The organism is Chryseobacterium sp. SG20098 (genome assembly GCF_031844745.1).
GTDB classification, from domain to species: domain Bacteria; phylum Bacteroidota; class Bacteroidia; order Flavobacteriales; family Weeksellaceae; genus Chryseobacterium; species Chryseobacterium cucumeris.
In genome coordinates this window covers 2574636-2592268 of the sequence record NZ_CP134622.1, presented here as the reverse complement: position 1 = coordinate 2592268, position 17633 = coordinate 2574636, and the positions used below count along the sequence as shown (strand labels likewise).

Sequence of the window (17633 nt, the reverse complement as noted above, 5' to 3'; positions counted from 1 at the left end):
TTTTTTAATTAAAGAGTCTCGAACTCTATCTCTATTCTTGGAACTTCTCCGTAAATTTTTTCAACGTTGGAAATTTTGCATATTTGAGAATCATTCAAATAAACAATCCCTTGCAGTGCATCAAACAGTGGTTTGTTGAGGTTATCTGTAAGATCTGGCTTTACATCTTTGTAAAATACTTTGCCTTGCTTTAATTCGTTCAGTTTATATTTTGGCCAATTTTTTTGTGGTGCAAAAACATAGAGAAGCTTTTTCACATGTATAGCTCCCGAAAAAGGAATAAATCCAGCTGGTAACTGACTTTTTACATCAAATGCAATATTTTTTTCATTTCTTTTAACATCAGCAGTTTGATAATGCTGCACATATGCCTTTCCGTTTTTAGTTTTAGCAACTCTTGATCTTACTGATTGTTTAGGTTGCGGTGTACCTAAGATTTGTAATGTCAGATTCATTTTTATGGTTTTTGGGATTTTAATAATCTGTTTTTAGCATAAATAAATTTCATAGCTTCCATTGCTTCAGCTTTTTCTAAGCTGGTTAATTTCTGCCCGGAGCTTTGCATTTTCGGCTCTAAGCTGGAAGCATTCTCTGCTTCTTCTGTTTTTGATTTCATAAATATTCTCAAGTATTGATTTAATGTAAGTCAGGTCGTAACTGGTGTTTTTTAAGTTTTTATACCAAGACTTTTTTTGATTTTCAAACATGGCCAGTACTTCTTTCTCAAGGGCTTCATTACTTCCTGGAACTAAATTTTTGCTGGCAATACTCATTGCCTTTTGATCGCTTTTATGAAGAAGGTCTTCAATGCATTTAAAGGCTTTCATAATTTTTTCAATGACAATCTGCTGAGTTTCTATATCATCCTGAGTGACAATGTCACGATCCCATTTCACAAGCCATTGCTTAAAATGGGCAATCATCGTAACCATCCGTACTTTTCTTGCATTGGCTCTTCCAGAACATTTCCATCCTGATCAACAGGAACAAACATTTCCAAAGTTGGAGACCGACTTATGAATAATGCATATTTCCTTATTTTGCTCAGAATATTAACTTCTAAATCATACCAATCGATCTGAGCTGTATCAAGTGTTGATGTTTCTTTTTGCAGTAGAACGAATTCTACCATTGATTGTAGCTTCATAATTATTCTTCGTTAAAAATTGAGTGATCAAATCCTGGAGCCCATTTTGGTTTGTAGATGACAGGCTGCCGGCGGAAGAAACTATAAGACTTATCAAAGGCTTTTTTTGCAATCATGTGATCAAGGCAACTGATCATGAAATCAACCTTTCTTTTGCAGTATTCAACATATGCAGAATCAATAGGGTATACACCATAGTTTCCAACAGCATCATAAACAATATGCTTTACGCTTGGATTGAAATTTCCGTATAGAACTTCAAATCCTATAGCATATACACCGATTTGGATATCGTAGCAGAATTTTATCAGGTCTTTTTCAAATTTTTCAGGACTACAATCTGAAGCAAATTTCAAGTCATGAAAACCATTCTTATGGTACGTATCAAGAAAACAGATGAAGTTCCAACCTTTATATGAGAACTCAAGCTTTTTCTGAAAAGATTCCACTTCCGCAAGCTCGTCACATACTTCATCAGCGTTTTTAAGTTTTTCAACAATCTTTTTTGCTTTATCATAATCGGACTGGGAAATAACCTGTTTTCCACTAATTAAAGCCTTAATAAATCCTTTCAAATGATTTAAAGAATCTGAAGAGCCTTTTTTATAACATTCAGAATATGCTTCCTCAAATTTTTTCTGAAATAATTCCTGGTCATCATAAGATTCCAAATTCATTTTATCAAGAACAGTCTGAACAAAATTGGATTGGAGGTCAGTTGTTGGGCTGCTTTCAACGATGCAGAATTCTTTATCAAACTTTTCCTCAGTAAGTAATAGACAGTCTACTAAGGTTCCTAATGTCATACCTTCATTTTTGGTTTTAGGTTCCAACATTGCGTTGATGAAGTTAACCGGGCTTGTAAGGTGTTTTAGTTTAGAATAGGAAAGGCGAAAATCCTTATTGATCAATCTTTGAATTAAGTTGTTTTTCGGATTACTTTCATATTGTACAGGAATTGCATTTTGCTCCTGTTGCTCTATTGCTGTATTTTTCATTGCTCCCATGACTATTGAATTTGAAATTTGGTTTTAAGAAGTTCTATTGTCTTTGCAGCAAGTCTGTATTTTTTCTGAATCGCTGCCAATGTTGGTTTTTTCCCACCTTCCTTTAATGCAGTTTCAAGATTTTTCCAGTTCTCATCATTTTCATTTAAGTAAGGCAAAGGTTTATTTTGTTGCGCTGGAGTAGCGGGCTTATTTTCCGGATTTACTGTTGATGTTGAATTTTGATGTTTTTCTTCATCTACCTTTTTTCTAAGCTCATTATCTATATCATCTTCATCAGTTGGAATATGAAAGAATTTGAGGAAAAAATATCTTTCTGCATATGTAAGGGCGGAACCAAGTCCCTTTTCCCAATCATTTTGACCATTTGCTCCGAAAATATTTTCATCTTTTTCTCCAGTATCAATATCAATCCAAGTAAAACGCATCATTACTTTTGATAGAATTTCAGACTTTGGTTTTTCATATTCGACCTGTTTATTCTGTCCGTTAACTTCCTCCCATCTTTTACCTGTAGTACTATAATCTTGTCGGGAATTTTCAATCGAGATAATTTCCTGCTTCAGGATTAATCCCAATTCATTCATTAATGGACGAACAAATTCTAAAACTTTTGCTCCGGATACATAACCATATTGAAATGATTTACTGTCTTTTCCAAGTCCATTGATTTTGCTCTGAATCTGGTGGAGTTTTTTATATATTGACATTTTCGATATGATTTCTAAATTTTAGTAATTCATTTATTGCATTGTCAAGCTTTTCAATCATTTCCTGTTTTCCTTCCGGATCAGTAATCTGATTATGCCATCTTATAGAACCGTGGCAATCTGAAAGTCTGGCGATGGCTTTACCATCTTTGTAAACCTTACAGTGAATAGCACTCATGGAATCAATACTGTTAGGTGCTATGAATGATTTTCTATTATATTTCATCTTAGTAGAATTTGCCTTTGTACCAATATTGATTAAAGTATCTGCGAGTATTGACATTGAGAAATGTTACTTTTTTCCCGAACATCATTGCGATCATTCTTTTCATAGCTAAGCAGTTTTTGAAATTTTTGATCTAAGGTTTAGGACATTATTCATTTCACTGGCATACTGCTCTGCTTTTTCTTTATTGTCAGTCCAAACTGTATGAGTATTGGAAGAAAGAACTTTTGAAGGGTCAAAGGATTCTTTTAAGGATAGATACAATGTGCTTTCACTTTCGGTACCCCATACAGGATCTAATCCCGAAACAAAAAGACATTTGCCTCCAACATATAATATTTTCTGTTCTGTAACGTTCGGACAATTTGTTAAAAAATTGATTCCTACTTCGTAAACTGTTTGTTCTACTATATAACTCATAATATTAAATTCTTCCGTAACCGTAATTAGACCATAACTCGTTATATTCAGCGATATATTCTTTGTGAGACTGAATCCCCCTTTCTTCTGAACCAAGTTGATCCTCTATAAAATCATCTAACCTTGCCTCAAGATCTTTTCCTACTGTGCAAATCTTTTCATCTTCAAGAAAAAGCGAGTAAGTGCCTCTGTGGCTCATTTGAATTGTCCAGTAAGCATTGTTATCATCGAGATACAACCCGAACCAATTATTTGTTTTTACATTTTCATCGATTCCAAAATCATTGAATTCAAGATTGTTTGCCAGTTCTACAGCTTTTCTGAAATTTTTTTCTGTTGGAGAATTTGTTATCTCCTTTTTGTTTTGTACTTTTGTGTTCATTCTGTTTGACTTTTATTGGTTAAACTTTCGCCATCTGTTACCGCAGGTGGCTTTTTTTATTTTCTTTTATGGAATTCAGCTCTTGCCTTTTCCTTTATTTTTTCTGCGCTAGTTTTTTTTTGCTTCCCTGGGGCAGGTCCTACGCTACCCCGAGAAGCTTTCATTTCAGCTTTAACAAAGGCAGATAATGTTTCTATTTGTTCTAATGCGGAGAGAATGACTCCAGCTCTTTCAGGATTAATTTCTCCAGTCATATTATTCACTTATTTCTATTTCAAAAATTTCTTCATTTTCCCAGCCTGTATGCTTTCTGAAGGATTCAATGAAAAAATAATTCTCTAAAACTTTAGAGTTTCTGTATGCTGCCATATATAAAGCTGATTCCCTCATTTTAATATCTCCAGCAATGGCTAACCTTAATTCATAATCTTCTTGAATTTTACGGGAAACCTTACTATTGATTTTTGTTGGATTTGCTATATTTGTTCGCTCTTTCATTTTGTAATTGTTTTTTGTAATAACAAATTGATATAGCAAAAGTATAGCAATGCAATTTAATACGCAATAGCAATGCTATACTAAAAGTGTTAAAGTTTTGTTAAATTTTTAAAAATATTTATGAGCGTAAAAGAGAGACTCAAGGAATATCTTGACAGAAAAGGAATAAAACACAGGGATTTTACCGATTCTATAGGTGCTTCACAGGGATATATTAACTCAATTAGGAAATCAATATCAATGGATAAGATTCCACTTATTAAAAAACATTATCCTGATTTAGATATTGATTGGTTGCTATTTGGAAATGAAGGCAATGCTATACAAAAAGATGTGGTTTTTAAAGATGTTATCCCTAAAGTATACCCTACACATTTAGAGGTAAGGCTTGTAACAGTAAAAGCAAGAGCGGGGTATACAGATAGTTATTATGCAGAGGAATTTTTAAATGATTTGCCAGTGGTTTTAGTAGAAGCGGATAAGGAATATAAAGGTAAATATTTAGCTTTTGAGGTAGATGGAGATAGTATGGAAACTGAATATTTTCCTGGTGATATCGTAATATGTAGAGAGGTAAAGAGAGATTTATGGCAGTATAAATTACATTACAAAGACTATGATTTTGTAATCGCTCACGGAACCAAAGGTATTATGCTAAAAGAAATTATTGATCATAATGTTGAAACCGGAGATATTGTATGCCATTCATTGAACGAAAAGTATAAAGATTTTACTCTTAATCTTAAGGAGGTAAGTTTCTTATATAATGTAGTAGAACACCGTAGGAGCGGAAAAAATAAAAGACGATATAGATAAAATTATAAATATGAGAAAAATATTCTTTGTCCTGGTTTTAATTTCTACAATGAGTAGTGCTCAAAAGTTAGAATTTCAATCTATTGATTCCTTAAATGCTAAAAAGGAAATTTTATTTTCTGGAGCAAAGTCTTGGGTATCCAATACTTTTAATTCTTCAAAATCCGTAATAGATATGGATGATAAAGATTCAGGTAGAATAATAGGAAAAGCGTTTCTCCAAGATTCTAAACAGCATAGGTGTATGAGCTATTATGAAATAAGTTCTGTTAGTTTTAAGTTTACTATTGATGTTAAAGATAATAAGTATAGAATAGTGCTTTCTGATTTCAATCACTTGGGTAAGCAAGTTAGTGCAGGAAGTTTGGATTCTGATCAAGCACCAGCAGGATTTGGCTTTGGATGTGGGAAAAAGAATGCCCAGAGAGTATACGATGAAATTAAATTAAATGTAAAAGATCAGAGCGAAAAATTGTTTAAAGATTTTAGAGATAAAATGGTTGAAGCTGTTAAAAAAGATGATTTTTAAATCAAAGAATAAAAAATATGCTATATACATCAGATAGAATAATATTGGAGTTTGTTCAGAAGATAAAGGACCAAGGAGAAATTAGATTTGATTCTGATTTTTATTTACCTATAGGGATGACAAAGCAGCAATTTGCTAGTATTAAAAATCAAAATAAATATCCGGAAAGGCAATCTTTCCATTTTACTGCAGAACATATAGAAAAAATATGTCTTGTTTTTGGCTTAAATGCAAATTATGTTTTCGGATTCTCCGATCAGATCTATATAAACCAAAAAAGTAAAGGTAACATCAAAGGTAACATTAACCATAATTGATCGATTATTATTATTTTCTTTGAAAATTATAAATAGTTGATATTCAATTGTTTTTAAATTTTGTTAGATATAGCCCTTCCTTGGTAAGGAAGAGGTCACGGGTTCAAGTCCCGTAGTTGGCTCTCGATTTTCCCGAATCTCTTCGGGATTTTTTTATGCCCAAAAGAATTTAATTTTACTATCTGATCATTTTACAGTTAAACATCTGCTTAGATAAATCCTAAAATTATTTCCTTCTTCAATTTTTTTTTCAGATTCGTTTCTTGATGATAGCGCTATCATGAAAACTTTTACTTCATCTTTAGAATCACAATCATAAAATTTTCTTTAAATTCGTGTAAAATAAATTTTTGATGAATATTCTTTTACTGGAAGATGATCTTATTCTGTCTGCAGAATTGTGCAGATTTTTAGAATCAAATAATTTTAACTGTGATAAGATCTATGACGGGGAGACTTTTCTTCGTCAGATAAAAAATAGTACTTATGATCTGTATTTACTAGACATTAATGTTCCTAAAATAAATGGACTTGATGTCTGTCAGACGATCCGTTCTTTTGATAAAAATACTCCTATCATTATCATTTCTGCTTATGGGGATATCTCTGATAAAAAAGATGCCTTCACCAGGCTGGCTGATGATTATCTTGTAAAGCCATTCCAGTTTGAGGAACTTCTGTTAAGAATCAATTCACTATTAAGAAGAAAAGCACCTTCTGATAATTCTGATCAGGATATTTTAAGAATTGATGATCTTATTATCAACAAAACAGAGCAGAAGGTTTATCGTGGAGGAAATGAAATAACCCTTACCTTAAAAGAATTCCAATTGTTGGTTTATCTTGCGGAAGCGCAGGGAAGAACGGTTTCCAAGCAACAGATCACAGAACATGTCTGGGAACACAATTTCAATACAAATACCAATACAGTGGAAGTTTATATCAATTTCCTGAGGAAGAAGATCGATAAAGATTTTAAAATAAAACTGATCCACACCCGTTCAGGTTTCGGATATTACCTAAGTCCATTATAAATGTCTTTAAAAAGAAAGATCGCTTTAACAATAAGTATTGCCTTTTCATTATTATTTGGAATGGTGATGGCGGTCATTTATTTATCTTTTAATGATTTCAGAAGAGATGAGTTTAAAGAAAGATTCAGGCAGAGACTTGAGTTTACTTCTCATTTCATCTCAAAATCCAAAGACTTTGAAGAGGAAGCACCCGTTTTTTTCAATGAAAATTCAGATAACATTCTTTTGAATGAGAAGATTTTAATTTTCAATGAAAAAAAAGAATTAATCTACAGTACGATCAAAGACAGAAATGTCATCTGGGACAGTGCAATGCTTAAAGAGCTGGATAAAAAGAAGATTATCTATACCGAAAAAACCGTTCCCGAAATCTATGCAGCCCTCAGGAATATCAACGGTGAAAATTATTATATCCTTACAAGTGCTTTTGATACCAATGGGAAATCCAAATTGGGATATCTTAAATATCTTTTGATTACAGCTTATGTGATGAGCACTATGCTTATTGGGTTCTTTAGCTATTATTTTGTGGAAAAGTTCCTACGTCCTTTGGAAGATCTGAACAAAGAAATTTCTGAAGTTACGGCTCATAAGCTTACCACACAGATTCCGGTAGAGCAATCCAATGATGAAGTAAGTGTTCTTGCAAAATCTTTTAATACAATGATTGGGAGGCTGGATGATGTATTTCAGTCACAAAAAGATTTTACGGCCAGTGCTTCACATGAGATCAGAACTCCTATAACAAGAATGGCATTTCAGCTGGAAAACCTTATCAAGTTTGAAGAGCATTCTCCGGAAACTCTGTCTTCTTTAAAACAAATTCAGAGAGATGTCTATCAGCTGTCGGATCTGACAAATTCACTTTTACTGCTTACAAAATTTGATAAAGAAAATATCCAGAGTATTTATGAGGGAGTAAGGATTGACGAAGTTATTTTTGAAGCTTTTGAAGCGGTGGAGAAAAGTTATCCGCAACTTAAGCTGGATTTTCTGATTAATGAAGAAAGTTCTGAAAATGCTTTTCTGACTATAAAAGGAATTCAGTCACTATTGGTAATTGTATTTATCAACTTGTTTAAAAATGCAGCGGTGTACTCAGATAATACAGAAGTGAATGTTCTCATCACTGAAACCAATGATAATCTTTCCATCGAAGTTATTTCCCATGGTAATACTATTTCTGAAGATGAGCAGGCTAAACTGTTTGAAGCTTTCACGAGAGGGAATAATGCACAGAATATAGCAGGATCAGGATTAGGTCTTAGAATCGTCAAAAGAATTCTGGAATATCATGATGCAGATATTGTATATTCTTCACCTGAGGATTATATGAATAAGTTTACCTTATTTTTTAAAAAATAAAATGAAAAGCAACTGATATGAAAAACAGTTGTTTTTTTTGTTAAACTCCTGATTGAAATTTTTAATAAAAATTCAATAGTTGGAGAAAAATTCACTGCTTTTTGTATGATGGGTTATTGCATAAACAGCTTGTTCAGGCCTATTTTAATATTTTTTTAAGCGTCATTTAAGTTTCTTTTAATAGCATCAAAGCAATTTTGTAATTTAAAAAGAAAAATAATGAACAGAATTGCAGTGCTGTGCCTAGCCGTTTCCTCATTCATGGCAGCACAACAGCAGATGTCTCTTTTGGATTGTGAAGAAGCTTTCCAGAAGAACAACCTCCAGCTGCTCGCCGAACAGTACAATATCAATATGGCTGATGCGGATATTCTGCAGGCTAAAATCTGGGAGTTACCTCAATTAAGCGGGCAGTTCAATGCTTATAATCCTCAGGACAAGAAGTTTTTTGATGTAGGACATTCTAAAGGAGCGGGTATTACTCAATTGATTTATATGGGGGGGAAAAAGAAAAACGAAATCGCTTTTGCCAAATCCAATAAAGAACTTGCGCAGCTTCAGTTTTCACAATTGCTGGTAGATTTAAGATCTCAGCTCCGTTCTACCTATTTCAATCTTTATTATGAAAAACTAAAACTGGAGAATACCAACAGGCAGCTGGGGTATATGAATGATCTTTTAAATGCCTATCGTGTGCAGTCAGCAAAAGGAAATGTTTCCCTTAAAGACGCTGTAAGACTGCAGAGTATTGTGATCCAGCTAAATCATGATAAACTGGAGATCAATAAAAATATTCTTGATTTTGAACAGAATTTGAAAGTTCTGACAGGAGTTACTGAAGAAATAGAGCCTACGATGTCTGAAACCGAAGCTAAAGAAGCTCTGGTGGCACAGCCTTTCGGTGATGAAGAAGAACTGAAAAGCAAAGCCCTGGAAAATAATGCGGATTACCGATATAATTTGAAACTTATTGATAACAGTAAGTTGTATGCACAATGGCAGAAATCATTGAATGTACCGGATGTTACCGTAGGTGCTGCATGGGACCAGGCAGGCGGAACCTTCAATAACGAAGCGAATCTTACCTTGGGAATTCCTTTACCGCTATGGAAAGCCAATCAGGGAAATGTAGTGAAAGCAAACTATGCTATCCAGCAGAATCAGAAAAATGCAGACTTTCAAAAACTGACTTTGGAAACTAAAGTTCAATCTGCCTATAAAACCTGGAAAGCACAATATGACCAACTTCTGGATGTGAAAACGACTGACCTTCAGAATATGGAACTTGTTTACAACGGAATGCTGACCAATTTCAGAAAAGGAAATGTCAGCCTGATTGAATTTACAGACTTTATGGACAGTTACAGGGAGACAGCCCTTCAGATCTATGATATGAAAAATGAAATCATGCAGTCCGCAGAACAGCTTAATCAACTAGTACAAACGAAAATCTTCTATTAAAATGATGAAAACATATATTATTCCCGCATTGATGGTCCTTTCATTAATGGCCTGTTCCAAAAAAGAGGAAGAGAAAAATATTCACCCCAAAAAAGGGTTTGAGCTCAGTAACACCATGCTGAATTCTATTTCCCTGGCGAAAGTTGAAAAAAAGAATATAGAAGATGAATACAGCTTTTATGGAAAGATTTCTGCAGACAAAAACAGCTATATAGATGTATACCCATTGGTTGGAGGAAATGTGATGAGTGTCAATGTAGAATTGGGTGACTATGTCAAAAAAGGGCAGGTACTGGCAACCATCAGAAGTACTGAGCTTGCAGAAATTCAAAAGGATGTAAGTGATGCAAAAACAGATCTTGTAGTGGCCAAAAATAACCTCCGTGTTGCAAAAGAACTCTACGAAGGAAAGCTTAATACGGAAAGAGATGTCCTGGAAGCTAAAAGCCAGTTACAAAAAGCGGAAGATCAGTTGCAGAGAGCAGCGGCTGTAAGTACAGTTTATAATGTGAAGACCGGAAATATATACAGTGTTGTAGCACCTATCAGCGGTTATATTGTTCAGAAAAGTATCAATAAAGATATGCAGCTGAGAAGTGACAGAAGTGATAATATATTTGATGTGGCCAATACTACCAATGTATGGGCGATTATGAATGTCAATGAATCTGATATCGATAAGATTAGTCTTGGAATGAAAGCCCAGGTATCCACCCTGTCTTATCCGGACAAAGTTTTTGATGGAAAAATTGATAAAATATTCAAAATTATTGATCCACAGACCAACGCCATGCAGGCAAGAGTAGTATTGGACAATGCCAACGGACTTTTAATCCCGGAAAGTAAAGCCACAATAAAAGTTTCCAGTCTGGAAAGCAACGCTACACTTACCGTTCCATCAAAAGCTGTGATTTTTGATGATAATAAAAGCTTTGTGGTGATTTTTAAATCCAGAACAGATGTAAAGATCAGAGAAATCAAAGTATTAAAGCAGGTTGGTGATGTTACTTATATTGCAGACGGTCTGAAAGAAGGAGAAGAAGTGATTACCAACAACCAGCTGCTGATATACCGCTCGCTGAACAGCTAGTCTTATTAAACCATTAAGAATGTTTGCATTTTTCTTTAACGGCTTTTTTAGGTCATCAATGTATCTATCATGAATAAATTCATAAAAAATATAATCGCTTTTTCATTAAAAAATAAAGCATTTACCTTTATCTGGGTAGCGATTTTAGCCATCTCCGGTTTTATAAGTTTCAAAAATATGCCTATTGAAGCTTTTCCGGATGTAACCAATACCCAGATTGTCATCATCACCCAATGGAATGGACGTAGTGCAGAAGAAGTAGAGCGTTTTGTCACGACACCCATTGAATTGGCGATGAGCCCGGTTCAGAAAAAAACAAGTGTAAGAAGTACCACCATGTTTGGGCTTTCTATTGTTAAAATTCTGTTTGACGACGGGGTGGACGATACTTTTGCCAGAAATCAGGTCAATAACCAGTTACGAACCATTAGCCTTCCTGATGAGGTAGATCCCGAAGTACAGCCACCCTACGGGCCAACCGGTGAGATTTTCAGATATACACTGGAAAGTAAAACAAAAGATTCCCGTGCATTGCTTACCCTGCAAAACTGGGTAATAGATCGTGCTCTAAGAGGTGTTCCCGGTGTGGCGGATATCAACGTTTTCGGAGGACAGGATAAAGTTTTTGAACTCAGTATTGATCCGAGAGCATTGGATAAATATAACCTGACTCCGCTTCAGGTATATGATGCCGTTACCAAGAGCAATCTGAATGTAGGAGGGGATGTGATTGAAAAAAATGGTCAGGCTTATGTGGTAAGAGGTATTGGTTTGGTAAAATCTGTTGCGGATATTGGAAATATTACCATTCAGAATGACAGTGGAAACCCTGTTTTGGTAAAAAATGTAGCAGAAGTTCATGAAAGCTCCATGCCTAGAGTGGGACAGGCTGCACTGAATCATCATGATGATACCGTGGAAGGAATCGTTGTGATGAGAAAAGGGGAGAATCCAAGAGAAGTACTGGTAGGAGTAAAGGCTAAGATTAAAGAGCTTAACGAAAAAGTACTTCCAAAAGATGTCAAAATGGTCACTTTCTATGATCGCGACAATCTGATGGACTTCACAACCCATACCGTAATGCATAATCTTATTGAAGGAATTGTTCTGGTAACGGTAATCGTTTTAATCTTCATGGCAGACTGGAGAACTACGCTGATTGTTTCCATCATCATTCCTCTGTCCTTGCTATTTGCCTTTTTATGTTTAAAACTGGCCGGGATGAGTGCCAATCTACTTTCCTTAGGTGCCGTAGACTTCGGGATTATCATAGACGGAGCCGTCGTCATGGTGGAAGGTCTATTCGTGATGCTCGATCATAAAGCGAAGCGCTACGGAATGGAGAAGTTTAATAAACTCGCAAAAGGAGGCTGGATCAAGCAGACCGGAACCGGATTAGGAAAAGCAATCTTCTTTTCGAAATTAATTATCATTACCTCCCTGATTCCTATTTTCTCATTTCAGAAAGTAGAAGGAAAAATGTTCTCTCCACTGGCATTTACATTGGGATTTGCATTAATGGGGGCGTTGATATTTACATTAACATTAGTTCCTGTTCTTTCCCATATTCTTTTAAATAAAAACGTAAGAGAAAAAAATAACCCTTTTGTTAATTTCTGGGACAGAATTGTTTTGAAAGGTTTTAATTTAACTTTCAAGCACAAAAAGATGAGCATGATTGTAGCGATCTCTTTTCTGGCTGTTACATTATTTTCTGGAAAGTTTTTAGGAACGGAATTCCTGCCTCAGTTGAATGAAGGTTCATTGTGGATCACTGCAGAAATGCCGATGAGTTCCTCCTTAAAAGAATCTCTGAAAACAGCTGATCTTTTAAAGAAGGACATTATGAGCTTTTCAGAAGTGACAGATGTGCTTGCCCAGACGGGAAGAAGTAATGATGGAACAGATCCCAACGGATTCGGATTTGTACAGTTTGCGGTAAATCTTAAGCCAAGAGAAGAATGGAAGCGTAAAATTACTTATGATGAACTGATCAATGAAATAGACAAAAAACTCAGAAGTTATCAGGGAATTACGTTCAACTACTCCCAGCCGATTTCCGATAACGTAGCAGAAGCAGTGGCTGGTTTTAAAGCTGAAAACGGAATCAAAATCTATGGTGATAACCTGGAAACCCTTGACAAATTAGCCCACGAAGTTTTGCTTAAAATTAAAGACGTACAAGGCGTGAAGGATCCGGGAATTATTAAAAATATCGGCCAGCCGGAAGTAAGCGTGGTTTTGGACAGAGATAAAATGGCCGCTTATGGAGTGATGCCCGCAGATGCTCAGGCTGTGCTGGAAATGGCATTTGGTGGAAAAACGGCCTCTGAAATGTTTGATGGGGAAAGAAAGTTCCCGATCCGTCTTCGGTATTCTCAGGAATACAGAACCAATGAAAATGACATTGCTGCTTTGATGGTTCCTACACAGGATGGAGCAAAGATTCCTTTAAAAGAAATAAGCACCATTGTTAAAGATAACGGAGCCGCATTTATTTACAGAGACAATATCAAGCGATACATCGGGGTTAAATTCTCCATCCGTGACCGGGATTTGGGAAGTACGATTGCGGATGCACAGAAAAAAGTAGAAACGATTGAACTTCCAGACGGTTATTCAATAGGATGGACAGGTCAGTTTGAAAATCAGCAGCGTGCCTCACACAGACTGGCGCAGGTAGTACCGGTGAGTATTCTGATGATTTTCTTCCTCTTGTTTATTCTGTTCGGCAATATGAAAGATTCTCTTCTGGTATTAGCGAACGTACCTTTTGCTTTGATTGGAGGAATCATCGCTTTACATGTTACCGGAATCAATTTTGGAATCTCTGCCGGAGTAGGAATGATTGCTCTCCTGGGAATTTGTATCCAGAACGGGGTAATCCTTATTACAGAATTCCACCAGAATGTTAAAGACGGAATGGATATCGATACCGCTATATTAAATGGAGTAAAATCCAGGACAAGACCTGTCATTATGACAGCGCTTATGGCTTCCATCGGATTGATGCCGGCAGCCTTGTCTACAGGAATCGGATCGGAGTCTCAGAAACCTCTGGCCATTGTTATTATCGGAGGATTGATTACAGCTACAGTACTTACCCTGCTTATTTTTCCAATTATTTTCTGGATCTTTAACAGGACAAAAAAGCTCAGTCAGATTTAAATTATCTTTCATTTATATTAGTAAGAAGCGCGGAAAACTTTGTTTTCCGCGCTTCTCGATTATTGAAATAAAGAATGAGTTTAAAATCCTAATCCCAGCGTAAAAGCTTTTACGGTATTGGGATAATCGGAAACAGAAGTGGCTGCTCCTGTCATTGTATTAATAGAATAAATTCTTGTAGATAAACCTACTGATGCTATTAAGTAAGCCTTTTGGCTCATACTTCCAATATCAAAACCATTAGCATTGGTAATGTTGATTCCTAAAGAACCTGTTTCGACTAAAGTTCCGTTATTGGGTGGATTTTGCTGATATAATTTATCAGTATTATGATCAATTACAAATAAGGTAGTTGAGGTAGCTCCGGCAAAGTTGTTGGTATAGGCCGCTGCACTTATCATTGGACTTCCCGGATTCAGTGTGAGATCTGCAGCAGCAATTGTTCCATCGTTAGGATTCAGGCGGAGATTTTGTCCTGTATTACTTACTACTCTTATTCTGTCAACTGTTGGATTGAAGTCAAATCCGAAATCCGTGCCCGAAAGCAAGGTAGAAAATGGAGATGCTCCCACAGCAGTGGCGGCACCTGTACCTAAGTTAATTGTATAGATTCTGCTTGAGCTTCCCAAAGCATACAATTGTCCGTTCGCAGGACGGAAATCTATTCCTAAAATACTCTCACCGCTTTGTAATCCGGCCACTGTTTTAGAAACAGGCACAGGATTGTTGGGATTGAAAATCTGGAGATTATTTGAATTGTCAATGGCATAAGCTACCGGTTCTGTAGGGATAGCCATATCGATTATTCCCTGCTGGAGTGATCCTATGGAAGTTGCTTTTCCATTATTCAGATCCAGAATATGCAGTTTGTCATTAAAAGCTAAAAGAGCAGTACTGTTATCGTATTTGATGTCAAAAGCTGCCTGTCCTGTAAAAGTAGTTCCAAGACTTCCAACCTCTACCAAAGTTCCATTGTTGGGAGGATCCTGTTTATATAATTTTCCCAGCATCGGATCAATATCATATAAAATAGTAGTAGCAGCGCCTGCTTTACTGTTGGTATAGGCTAATCCTGTTATGGAAGGACTTCCTGTTCCATTAATAGTAATATCAGTAGCAGCAACAGCTCCGGTTTCCGGATGTAAACGCAGATTTTGTCCCGAATTACTCACCAGACGAATTCTGTCAACGGTAGGATTGAAATCAATAGAAGCTATTGTTCCGGAGATCATAGGCGTAAATGCTGTTGAGCTTACTGTTCTTGCTGAAGCATTGGAGGTATTGATGATATATAATTTGCTTGCATTGGATAAAGCATACAATTCACCTGTTGCAGGTCTGAAGTCTATACTTAATAATTTTTCTCCTGAGGCGACACCGGTTACGGTTGTTTTTGAAGTAAAAATTTTGGGGTTGCTGGCATTAAAATAAACAAGCTCGTTCATTGCCGTTATTCCATATACCATAAGATCCGGGCCTTGAGGTATATTTTCTGACATACTGTTTTCATCGGAATGATCGCATGAAAATAATGTTGTAATAGCAAACAAGGCTAAATACATGTGTAATAGTTTTCTCATAATATTAATTTTAGTTGTTATCTTTATATGTACGAGAAAAAACTACACTAGGATTTATGGATACGGGTAATGATCAATATTTTTTTTTGTCTGTATATCCTGTTCATAATTAACGAGATAGTTTATATTTTAAATAAAACGTTTCTAAGGATTTTTTCTATTCGGAAAAATGTGTAAATTTGCAGTCTCAATACGTTAAATATAAGGTTTGTCCTTCACTGGATGAGAATATTGAAAGTTTTTTTAATAAAAAGTTTTTGGTATTTAAAAATTCATTATATTTGCACACCGAAAATTTGAAAAACAATAAATAAATAATTTTAAATCATGGCAAAGGAAACGTTTAATCGTAACAAACCACACTTGAACATTGGTACTATTGGTCACGTTGACCATGGTAAAACTACACTTACTGCAGCTATCAGTAGTGTATTAGCTAACAAAGGTCTTGCTGAGAAAAAAGACTTCTCTGCTATTGACTCTGCTCCAGAAGAAAAAGAAAGAGGTATCACTATTAATACAGCTCACATCGAGTACGAAACTGAAAACAGACACTATGCACACGTTGACTGTCCAGGTCACGCCGACTATGTTAAGAACATGGTAACTGGTGCTGCTCAGATGGATGGAGCGATCTTAGTATGTGCTGCAACTGATGGACCAATGCCTCAAACTAGGGAGCACATCCTACTTTGCCGTCAGGTAAATGTACCAAGAATCGTTGTTTTCATGAACAAAGTTGATATGGTGGATGATGCTGAGCTTTTAGAGCTTGTTGAACTTGAACTTAGAGATTTATTATCTACTTACGAATATGACGGAGATAACTCTCCAGTGATCCAAGGATCTGCTCTTGGTGCTCTTAACGGAGACGAGAAGTGGGTTAAGACTGTTGAAGAATTAATGGAAGCAGTTGATACATGGATTGAGCAGCCTGTTAGAGATCAAGATAAAGCATTCTTAATGCCAATCGAAGACGTATTCTCTATTACAGGTAGAGGTACTGTAGCAACTGGTAGAATCGAGGCTGGTGTTATCAACACTGGTGATCCGGTTGATATCGTAGGTATGGGTGATGAAAAATTAACTTCTACTATTACAGGGGTTGAGATGTTCAGAAAAATCCTAGACAGAGGTGAAGCTGGTGATAACGTAGGTCTATTGTTGAGAGGTATTGAAAAAACTGACATCAAGAGAGGTATGGTTATCGCTAAGAAAGATTCAGTTAAGCCACACAAAAAATTCAAAGCTGAGGTTTATATCCTTTCTAAAGAAGAGGGTGGACGTCACACTCCATTCCACAACAAGTACCGTCCTCAGTTCTACGTAAGAACTACTGACGTTACAGGTGAGATCTTCTTACCAGAAGGTGTAGAAATGGTAATGCCTGGTGATAACTTAACAATCACTGTTGAATTACTTCAGCCAATCGCTCTTAACGAGGGTCTTAGATTCGCGATCAGAGAAGGTGGTAGAACAGTAGGTGCAGGTCAGGTAACTGAAATCATCGACTAATCCACATCTAAAACAATATAAAAAGCTTCCGTAAGGAACACTCTTTACGGAGCTTTTTTAACTACGGGCATCGTCCAATGGTAGGATACCGGTCTCCAAAACCGTTGATCAGGGTTCGAATCCTTGTGCCCGTGCAAATATAAATTATGAGTTCATTTGTCGATTTTTTAAAAGGTTCTTATAACGAATTCAGACATAAAGTTGAATGGCCAAAATGGGCTGACCTTCAGTCTTCTACAATTGTAGTGACTATTGCGACAGTTATTCTGGCTTTATTTACCTTTGGAGTTGATGAATTGTTTTCAAAAGCAATCAGCAACATAATAGGAATGCTAATCAACTTGTTCAATTAATAATTAAGTATTTTC

20 protein-coding genes and 1 tRNA gene are annotated in these 17633 nt (G+C 35.8%); 10 read left to right on the top strand and 11 right to left on the bottom strand.

Translation table 11 applies throughout. From position 1 onward, the window contains the following. Positions 1-8: 8 nt before the first annotated feature. From RHP76_RS11830 to RHP76_RS11785, 10 genes are all read right to left on the bottom strand, one after another. Positions 9-455 carry a RusA family crossover junction endodeoxyribonuclease gene (locus RHP76_RS11830; RefSeq protein ID WP_311228228.1) on the bottom strand — a complete coding sequence of 149 codons (447 nt, stop codon included), beginning with the start codon at positions 453-455 and terminating at the stop codon, positions 9-11. A gap of 66 nt (positions 456-521) precedes the next feature. Next, positions 522-932: a hypothetical protein gene (locus RHP76_RS11825; protein WP_311228227.1), complete on the bottom strand. Its 411-nt coding sequence runs from the start codon at positions 930-932 to the stop codon at positions 522-524. After that, a complete protein-coding gene (locus tag RHP76_RS11820) occupies positions 920-1147 on the bottom strand; it encodes a hypothetical protein (protein WP_311228226.1) in 228 nt (75 codons plus the stop codon). The genes RHP76_RS11825 and RHP76_RS11820 overlap by 13 nt, the downstream gene beginning before the upstream one ends. Positions 1148-1149: 2 nt before the next feature. Continuing rightward, positions 1150-2154 (bottom strand): PD-(D/E)XK nuclease family protein, encoded by a 1005-nt coding sequence (locus tag RHP76_RS11815; protein WP_311228225.1) that lies wholly within the window; start codon positions 2152-2154, stop codon positions 1150-1152. A gap of 2 nt (positions 2155-2156) precedes the next feature. Then, positions 2157-2864, bottom strand: coding sequence for an ERF family protein (locus RHP76_RS11810; protein WP_311228224.1), 708 nt, complete (start codon positions 2862-2864; stop codon positions 2157-2159). Then, the gene (locus tag RHP76_RS11805; RefSeq protein ID WP_311228223.1) at positions 2851-3147 is read right to left on the bottom strand and encodes a hypothetical protein; all 297 of its coding nucleotides are present in this window, start codon (positions 3145-3147) and stop codon (positions 2851-2853) included. Before RHP76_RS11805 ends, RHP76_RS11810 begins: the two co-directional genes overlap by 14 nt. A 51-nt stretch (positions 3148-3198) precedes the next feature. Beyond that, positions 3199-3510 (bottom strand): hypothetical protein, encoded by a 312-nt coding sequence (locus RHP76_RS11800; RefSeq protein ID WP_311228222.1) that lies wholly within the window; start codon positions 3508-3510, stop codon positions 3199-3201. 4 nt (positions 3511-3514) lie between these two features. After that, positions 3515-3892, bottom strand: coding sequence for a hypothetical protein (locus RHP76_RS11795; RefSeq protein ID WP_311228221.1), 378 nt, complete (start codon positions 3890-3892; stop codon positions 3515-3517). A 56-nt stretch (positions 3893-3948) separates the two neighbouring features. Further along, positions 3949-4146 (bottom strand): hypothetical protein, encoded by a 198-nt coding sequence (locus tag RHP76_RS11790; RefSeq protein ID WP_311228220.1) that lies wholly within the window; start codon positions 4144-4146, stop codon positions 3949-3951. 1 nt (position 4147) lies between these two features. Beyond that, positions 4148-4390, bottom strand: coding sequence for a hypothetical protein (locus RHP76_RS11785; RefSeq protein WP_311228219.1), 243 nt, complete (start codon positions 4388-4390; stop codon positions 4148-4150). Between the two features lie 120 nt (positions 4391-4510). On the opposite strand from RHP76_RS11785, the gene RHP76_RS11780 reads away from it, so the two are divergent. From RHP76_RS11780 to RHP76_RS11750, 7 genes are all read left to right on the top strand, one after another. Continuing rightward, complete coding sequence (locus RHP76_RS11780; RefSeq protein ID WP_311228218.1) at positions 4511-5206, top strand: LexA family transcriptional regulator; 696 nt, start codon at positions 4511-4513, stop codon at positions 5204-5206. Positions 5207-5216: 10 nt separating this feature from the next. Then, positions 5217-5735 (top strand): DUF4468 domain-containing protein, encoded by a 519-nt coding sequence (locus RHP76_RS11775; protein ID WP_311228217.1) that lies wholly within the window; start codon positions 5217-5219, stop codon positions 5733-5735. 670 nt (positions 5736-6405) lie between these two features. Next, the gene (locus RHP76_RS11770; protein WP_047435426.1) at positions 6406-7086 is read left to right on the top strand and encodes a response regulator transcription factor; all 681 of its coding nucleotides are present in this window, start codon (positions 6406-6408) and stop codon (positions 7084-7086) included. Then, positions 7087-8451 carry a sensor histidine kinase gene (locus tag RHP76_RS11765; protein WP_288441015.1) on the top strand — a complete coding sequence of 455 codons (1365 nt, stop codon included), beginning with the start codon at positions 7087-7089 and terminating at the stop codon, positions 8449-8451. A 219-nt stretch (positions 8452-8670) separates the two neighbouring features. Beyond that, positions 8671-9912 carry a TolC family protein gene (locus RHP76_RS11760; RefSeq protein ID WP_288441017.1) on the top strand — a complete coding sequence of 414 codons (1242 nt, stop codon included), beginning with the start codon at positions 8671-8673 and terminating at the stop codon, positions 9910-9912. Positions 9913-9916: 4 nt separating this feature from the next. Then, the gene (locus tag RHP76_RS11755; protein ID WP_062675920.1) at positions 9917-11002 is read left to right on the top strand and encodes an efflux RND transporter periplasmic adaptor subunit; all 1086 of its coding nucleotides are present in this window, start codon (positions 9917-9919) and stop codon (positions 11000-11002) included. A 69-nt stretch (positions 11003-11071) separates the two neighbouring features. Continuing rightward, positions 11072-14170, top strand: coding sequence for an efflux RND transporter permease subunit (locus RHP76_RS11750; protein ID WP_311228216.1), 3099 nt, complete (start codon positions 11072-11074; stop codon positions 14168-14170). A gap of 80 nt (positions 14171-14250) precedes the next feature. Here the strand turns inward: RHP76_RS11750 and RHP76_RS11745 are convergent, their stop codons facing one another. Then, positions 14251-15750 (bottom strand): DUF4394 domain-containing protein, encoded by a 1500-nt coding sequence (locus tag RHP76_RS11745; protein ID WP_288441021.1) that lies wholly within the window; start codon positions 15748-15750, stop codon positions 14251-14253. Positions 15751-16077: 327 nt separating this feature from the next. On the opposite strand from RHP76_RS11745, the gene tuf reads away from it, so the two are divergent. The 3 genes from tuf (at position 16078) to secE (ending at position 17618) form a co-directional block, all read left to right on the top strand. Next, positions 16078-17265 (top strand): elongation factor Tu, encoded by a 1188-nt coding sequence (tuf, locus tag RHP76_RS11740; protein WP_062675815.1) that lies wholly within the window; start codon positions 16078-16080, stop codon positions 17263-17265. A 63-nt stretch (positions 17266-17328) separates the two neighbouring features. Further along, a tRNA-Trp gene (locus RHP76_RS11735) sits at positions 17329-17399 on the top strand. A 12-nt stretch (positions 17400-17411) separates the two neighbouring features. Further along, entirely contained in the window at positions 17412-17618 is a 207-nt protein-coding gene (gene secE, locus RHP76_RS11730) for a preprotein translocase subunit SecE (RefSeq protein WP_002976410.1), read from the top strand. Positions 17619-17633: the final 15 nt, after the last annotated feature.

Excerpts from the sequence above, each read along its gene's own strand:
- RHP76_RS11745 (WP_288441021.1), bottom strand. The coding sequence starts at position 15,750 with ATGAGAAAACTATTACACATGTATTTAGCCTTGTTTGCTATTACAACA.
- RHP76_RS11800 (WP_311228222.1), bottom strand. The coding sequence starts at position 3,510 with ATGAGTTATATAGTAGAACAAACAGTTTACGAAGTAGGAATCAATTTT.
- RHP76_RS11770 (WP_047435426.1), top strand. The coding sequence starts at position 6,406 with ATGAATATTCTTTTACTGGAAGATGATCTTATTCTGTCTGCAGAATTG.
- RHP76_RS11815 (WP_311228225.1), bottom strand. The coding sequence starts at position 2,154 with ATGGGAGCAATGAAAAATACAGCAATAGAGCAACAGGAGCAAAATGCA.
- RHP76_RS11755 (WP_062675920.1), top strand. The coding sequence starts at position 9,917 with ATGAAAACATATATTATTCCCGCATTGATGGTCCTTTCATTAATGGCC.
- RHP76_RS11805 (WP_311228223.1), bottom strand. The coding sequence starts at position 3,147 with ATGTCAATACTCGCAGATACTTTAATCAATATTGGTACAAAGGCAAAT.
- RHP76_RS11785 (WP_311228219.1), bottom strand. The coding sequence starts at position 4,390 with ATGAAAGAGCGAACAAATATAGCAAATCCAACAAAAATCAATAGTAAG.
- RHP76_RS11795 (WP_311228221.1), bottom strand. The coding sequence starts at position 3,892 with ATGAACACAAAAGTACAAAACAAAAAGGAGATAACAAATTCTCCAACA.
- RHP76_RS11760 (WP_288441017.1), top strand. The coding sequence starts at position 8,671 with ATGAACAGAATTGCAGTGCTGTGCCTAGCCGTTTCCTCATTCATGGCA.
- RHP76_RS11780 (WP_311228218.1), top strand. The coding sequence starts at position 4,511 with ATGAGCGTAAAAGAGAGACTCAAGGAATATCTTGACAGAAAAGGAATA.
- RHP76_RS11765 (WP_288441015.1), top strand. The coding sequence starts at position 7,087 with ATGTCTTTAAAAAGAAAGATCGCTTTAACAATAAGTATTGCCTTTTCA.
- RHP76_RS11775 (WP_311228217.1), top strand. The coding sequence starts at position 5,217 with ATGAGAAAAATATTCTTTGTCCTGGTTTTAATTTCTACAATGAGTAGT.
- RHP76_RS11825 (WP_311228227.1), bottom strand. The coding sequence starts at position 932 with ATGGTTACGATGATTGCCCATTTTAAGCAATGGCTTGTGAAATGGGAT.
- RHP76_RS11830 (WP_311228228.1), bottom strand. The coding sequence starts at position 455 with ATGAATCTGACATTACAAATCTTAGGTACACCGCAACCTAAACAATCA.
- RHP76_RS11820 (WP_311228226.1), bottom strand. The coding sequence starts at position 1,147 with ATGAAGCTACAATCAATGGTAGAATTCGTTCTACTGCAAAAAGAAACA.
- RHP76_RS11810 (WP_311228224.1), bottom strand. The coding sequence starts at position 2,864 with ATGTCAATATATAAAAAACTCCACCAGATTCAGAGCAAAATCAATGGA.
- tuf (WP_062675815.1), top strand. The coding sequence starts at position 16,078 with ATGGCAAAGGAAACGTTTAATCGTAACAAACCACACTTGAACATTGGT.
- RHP76_RS11750 (WP_311228216.1), top strand. The coding sequence starts at position 11,072 with ATGAATAAATTCATAAAAAATATAATCGCTTTTTCATTAAAAAATAAA.
- secE (WP_002976410.1), top strand. The coding sequence starts at position 17,412 with ATGAGTTCATTTGTCGATTTTTTAAAAGGTTCTTATAACGAATTCAGA.
- RHP76_RS11790 (WP_311228220.1), bottom strand. The coding sequence starts at position 4,146 with ATGACTGGAGAAATTAATCCTGAAAGAGCTGGAGTCATTCTCTCCGCA.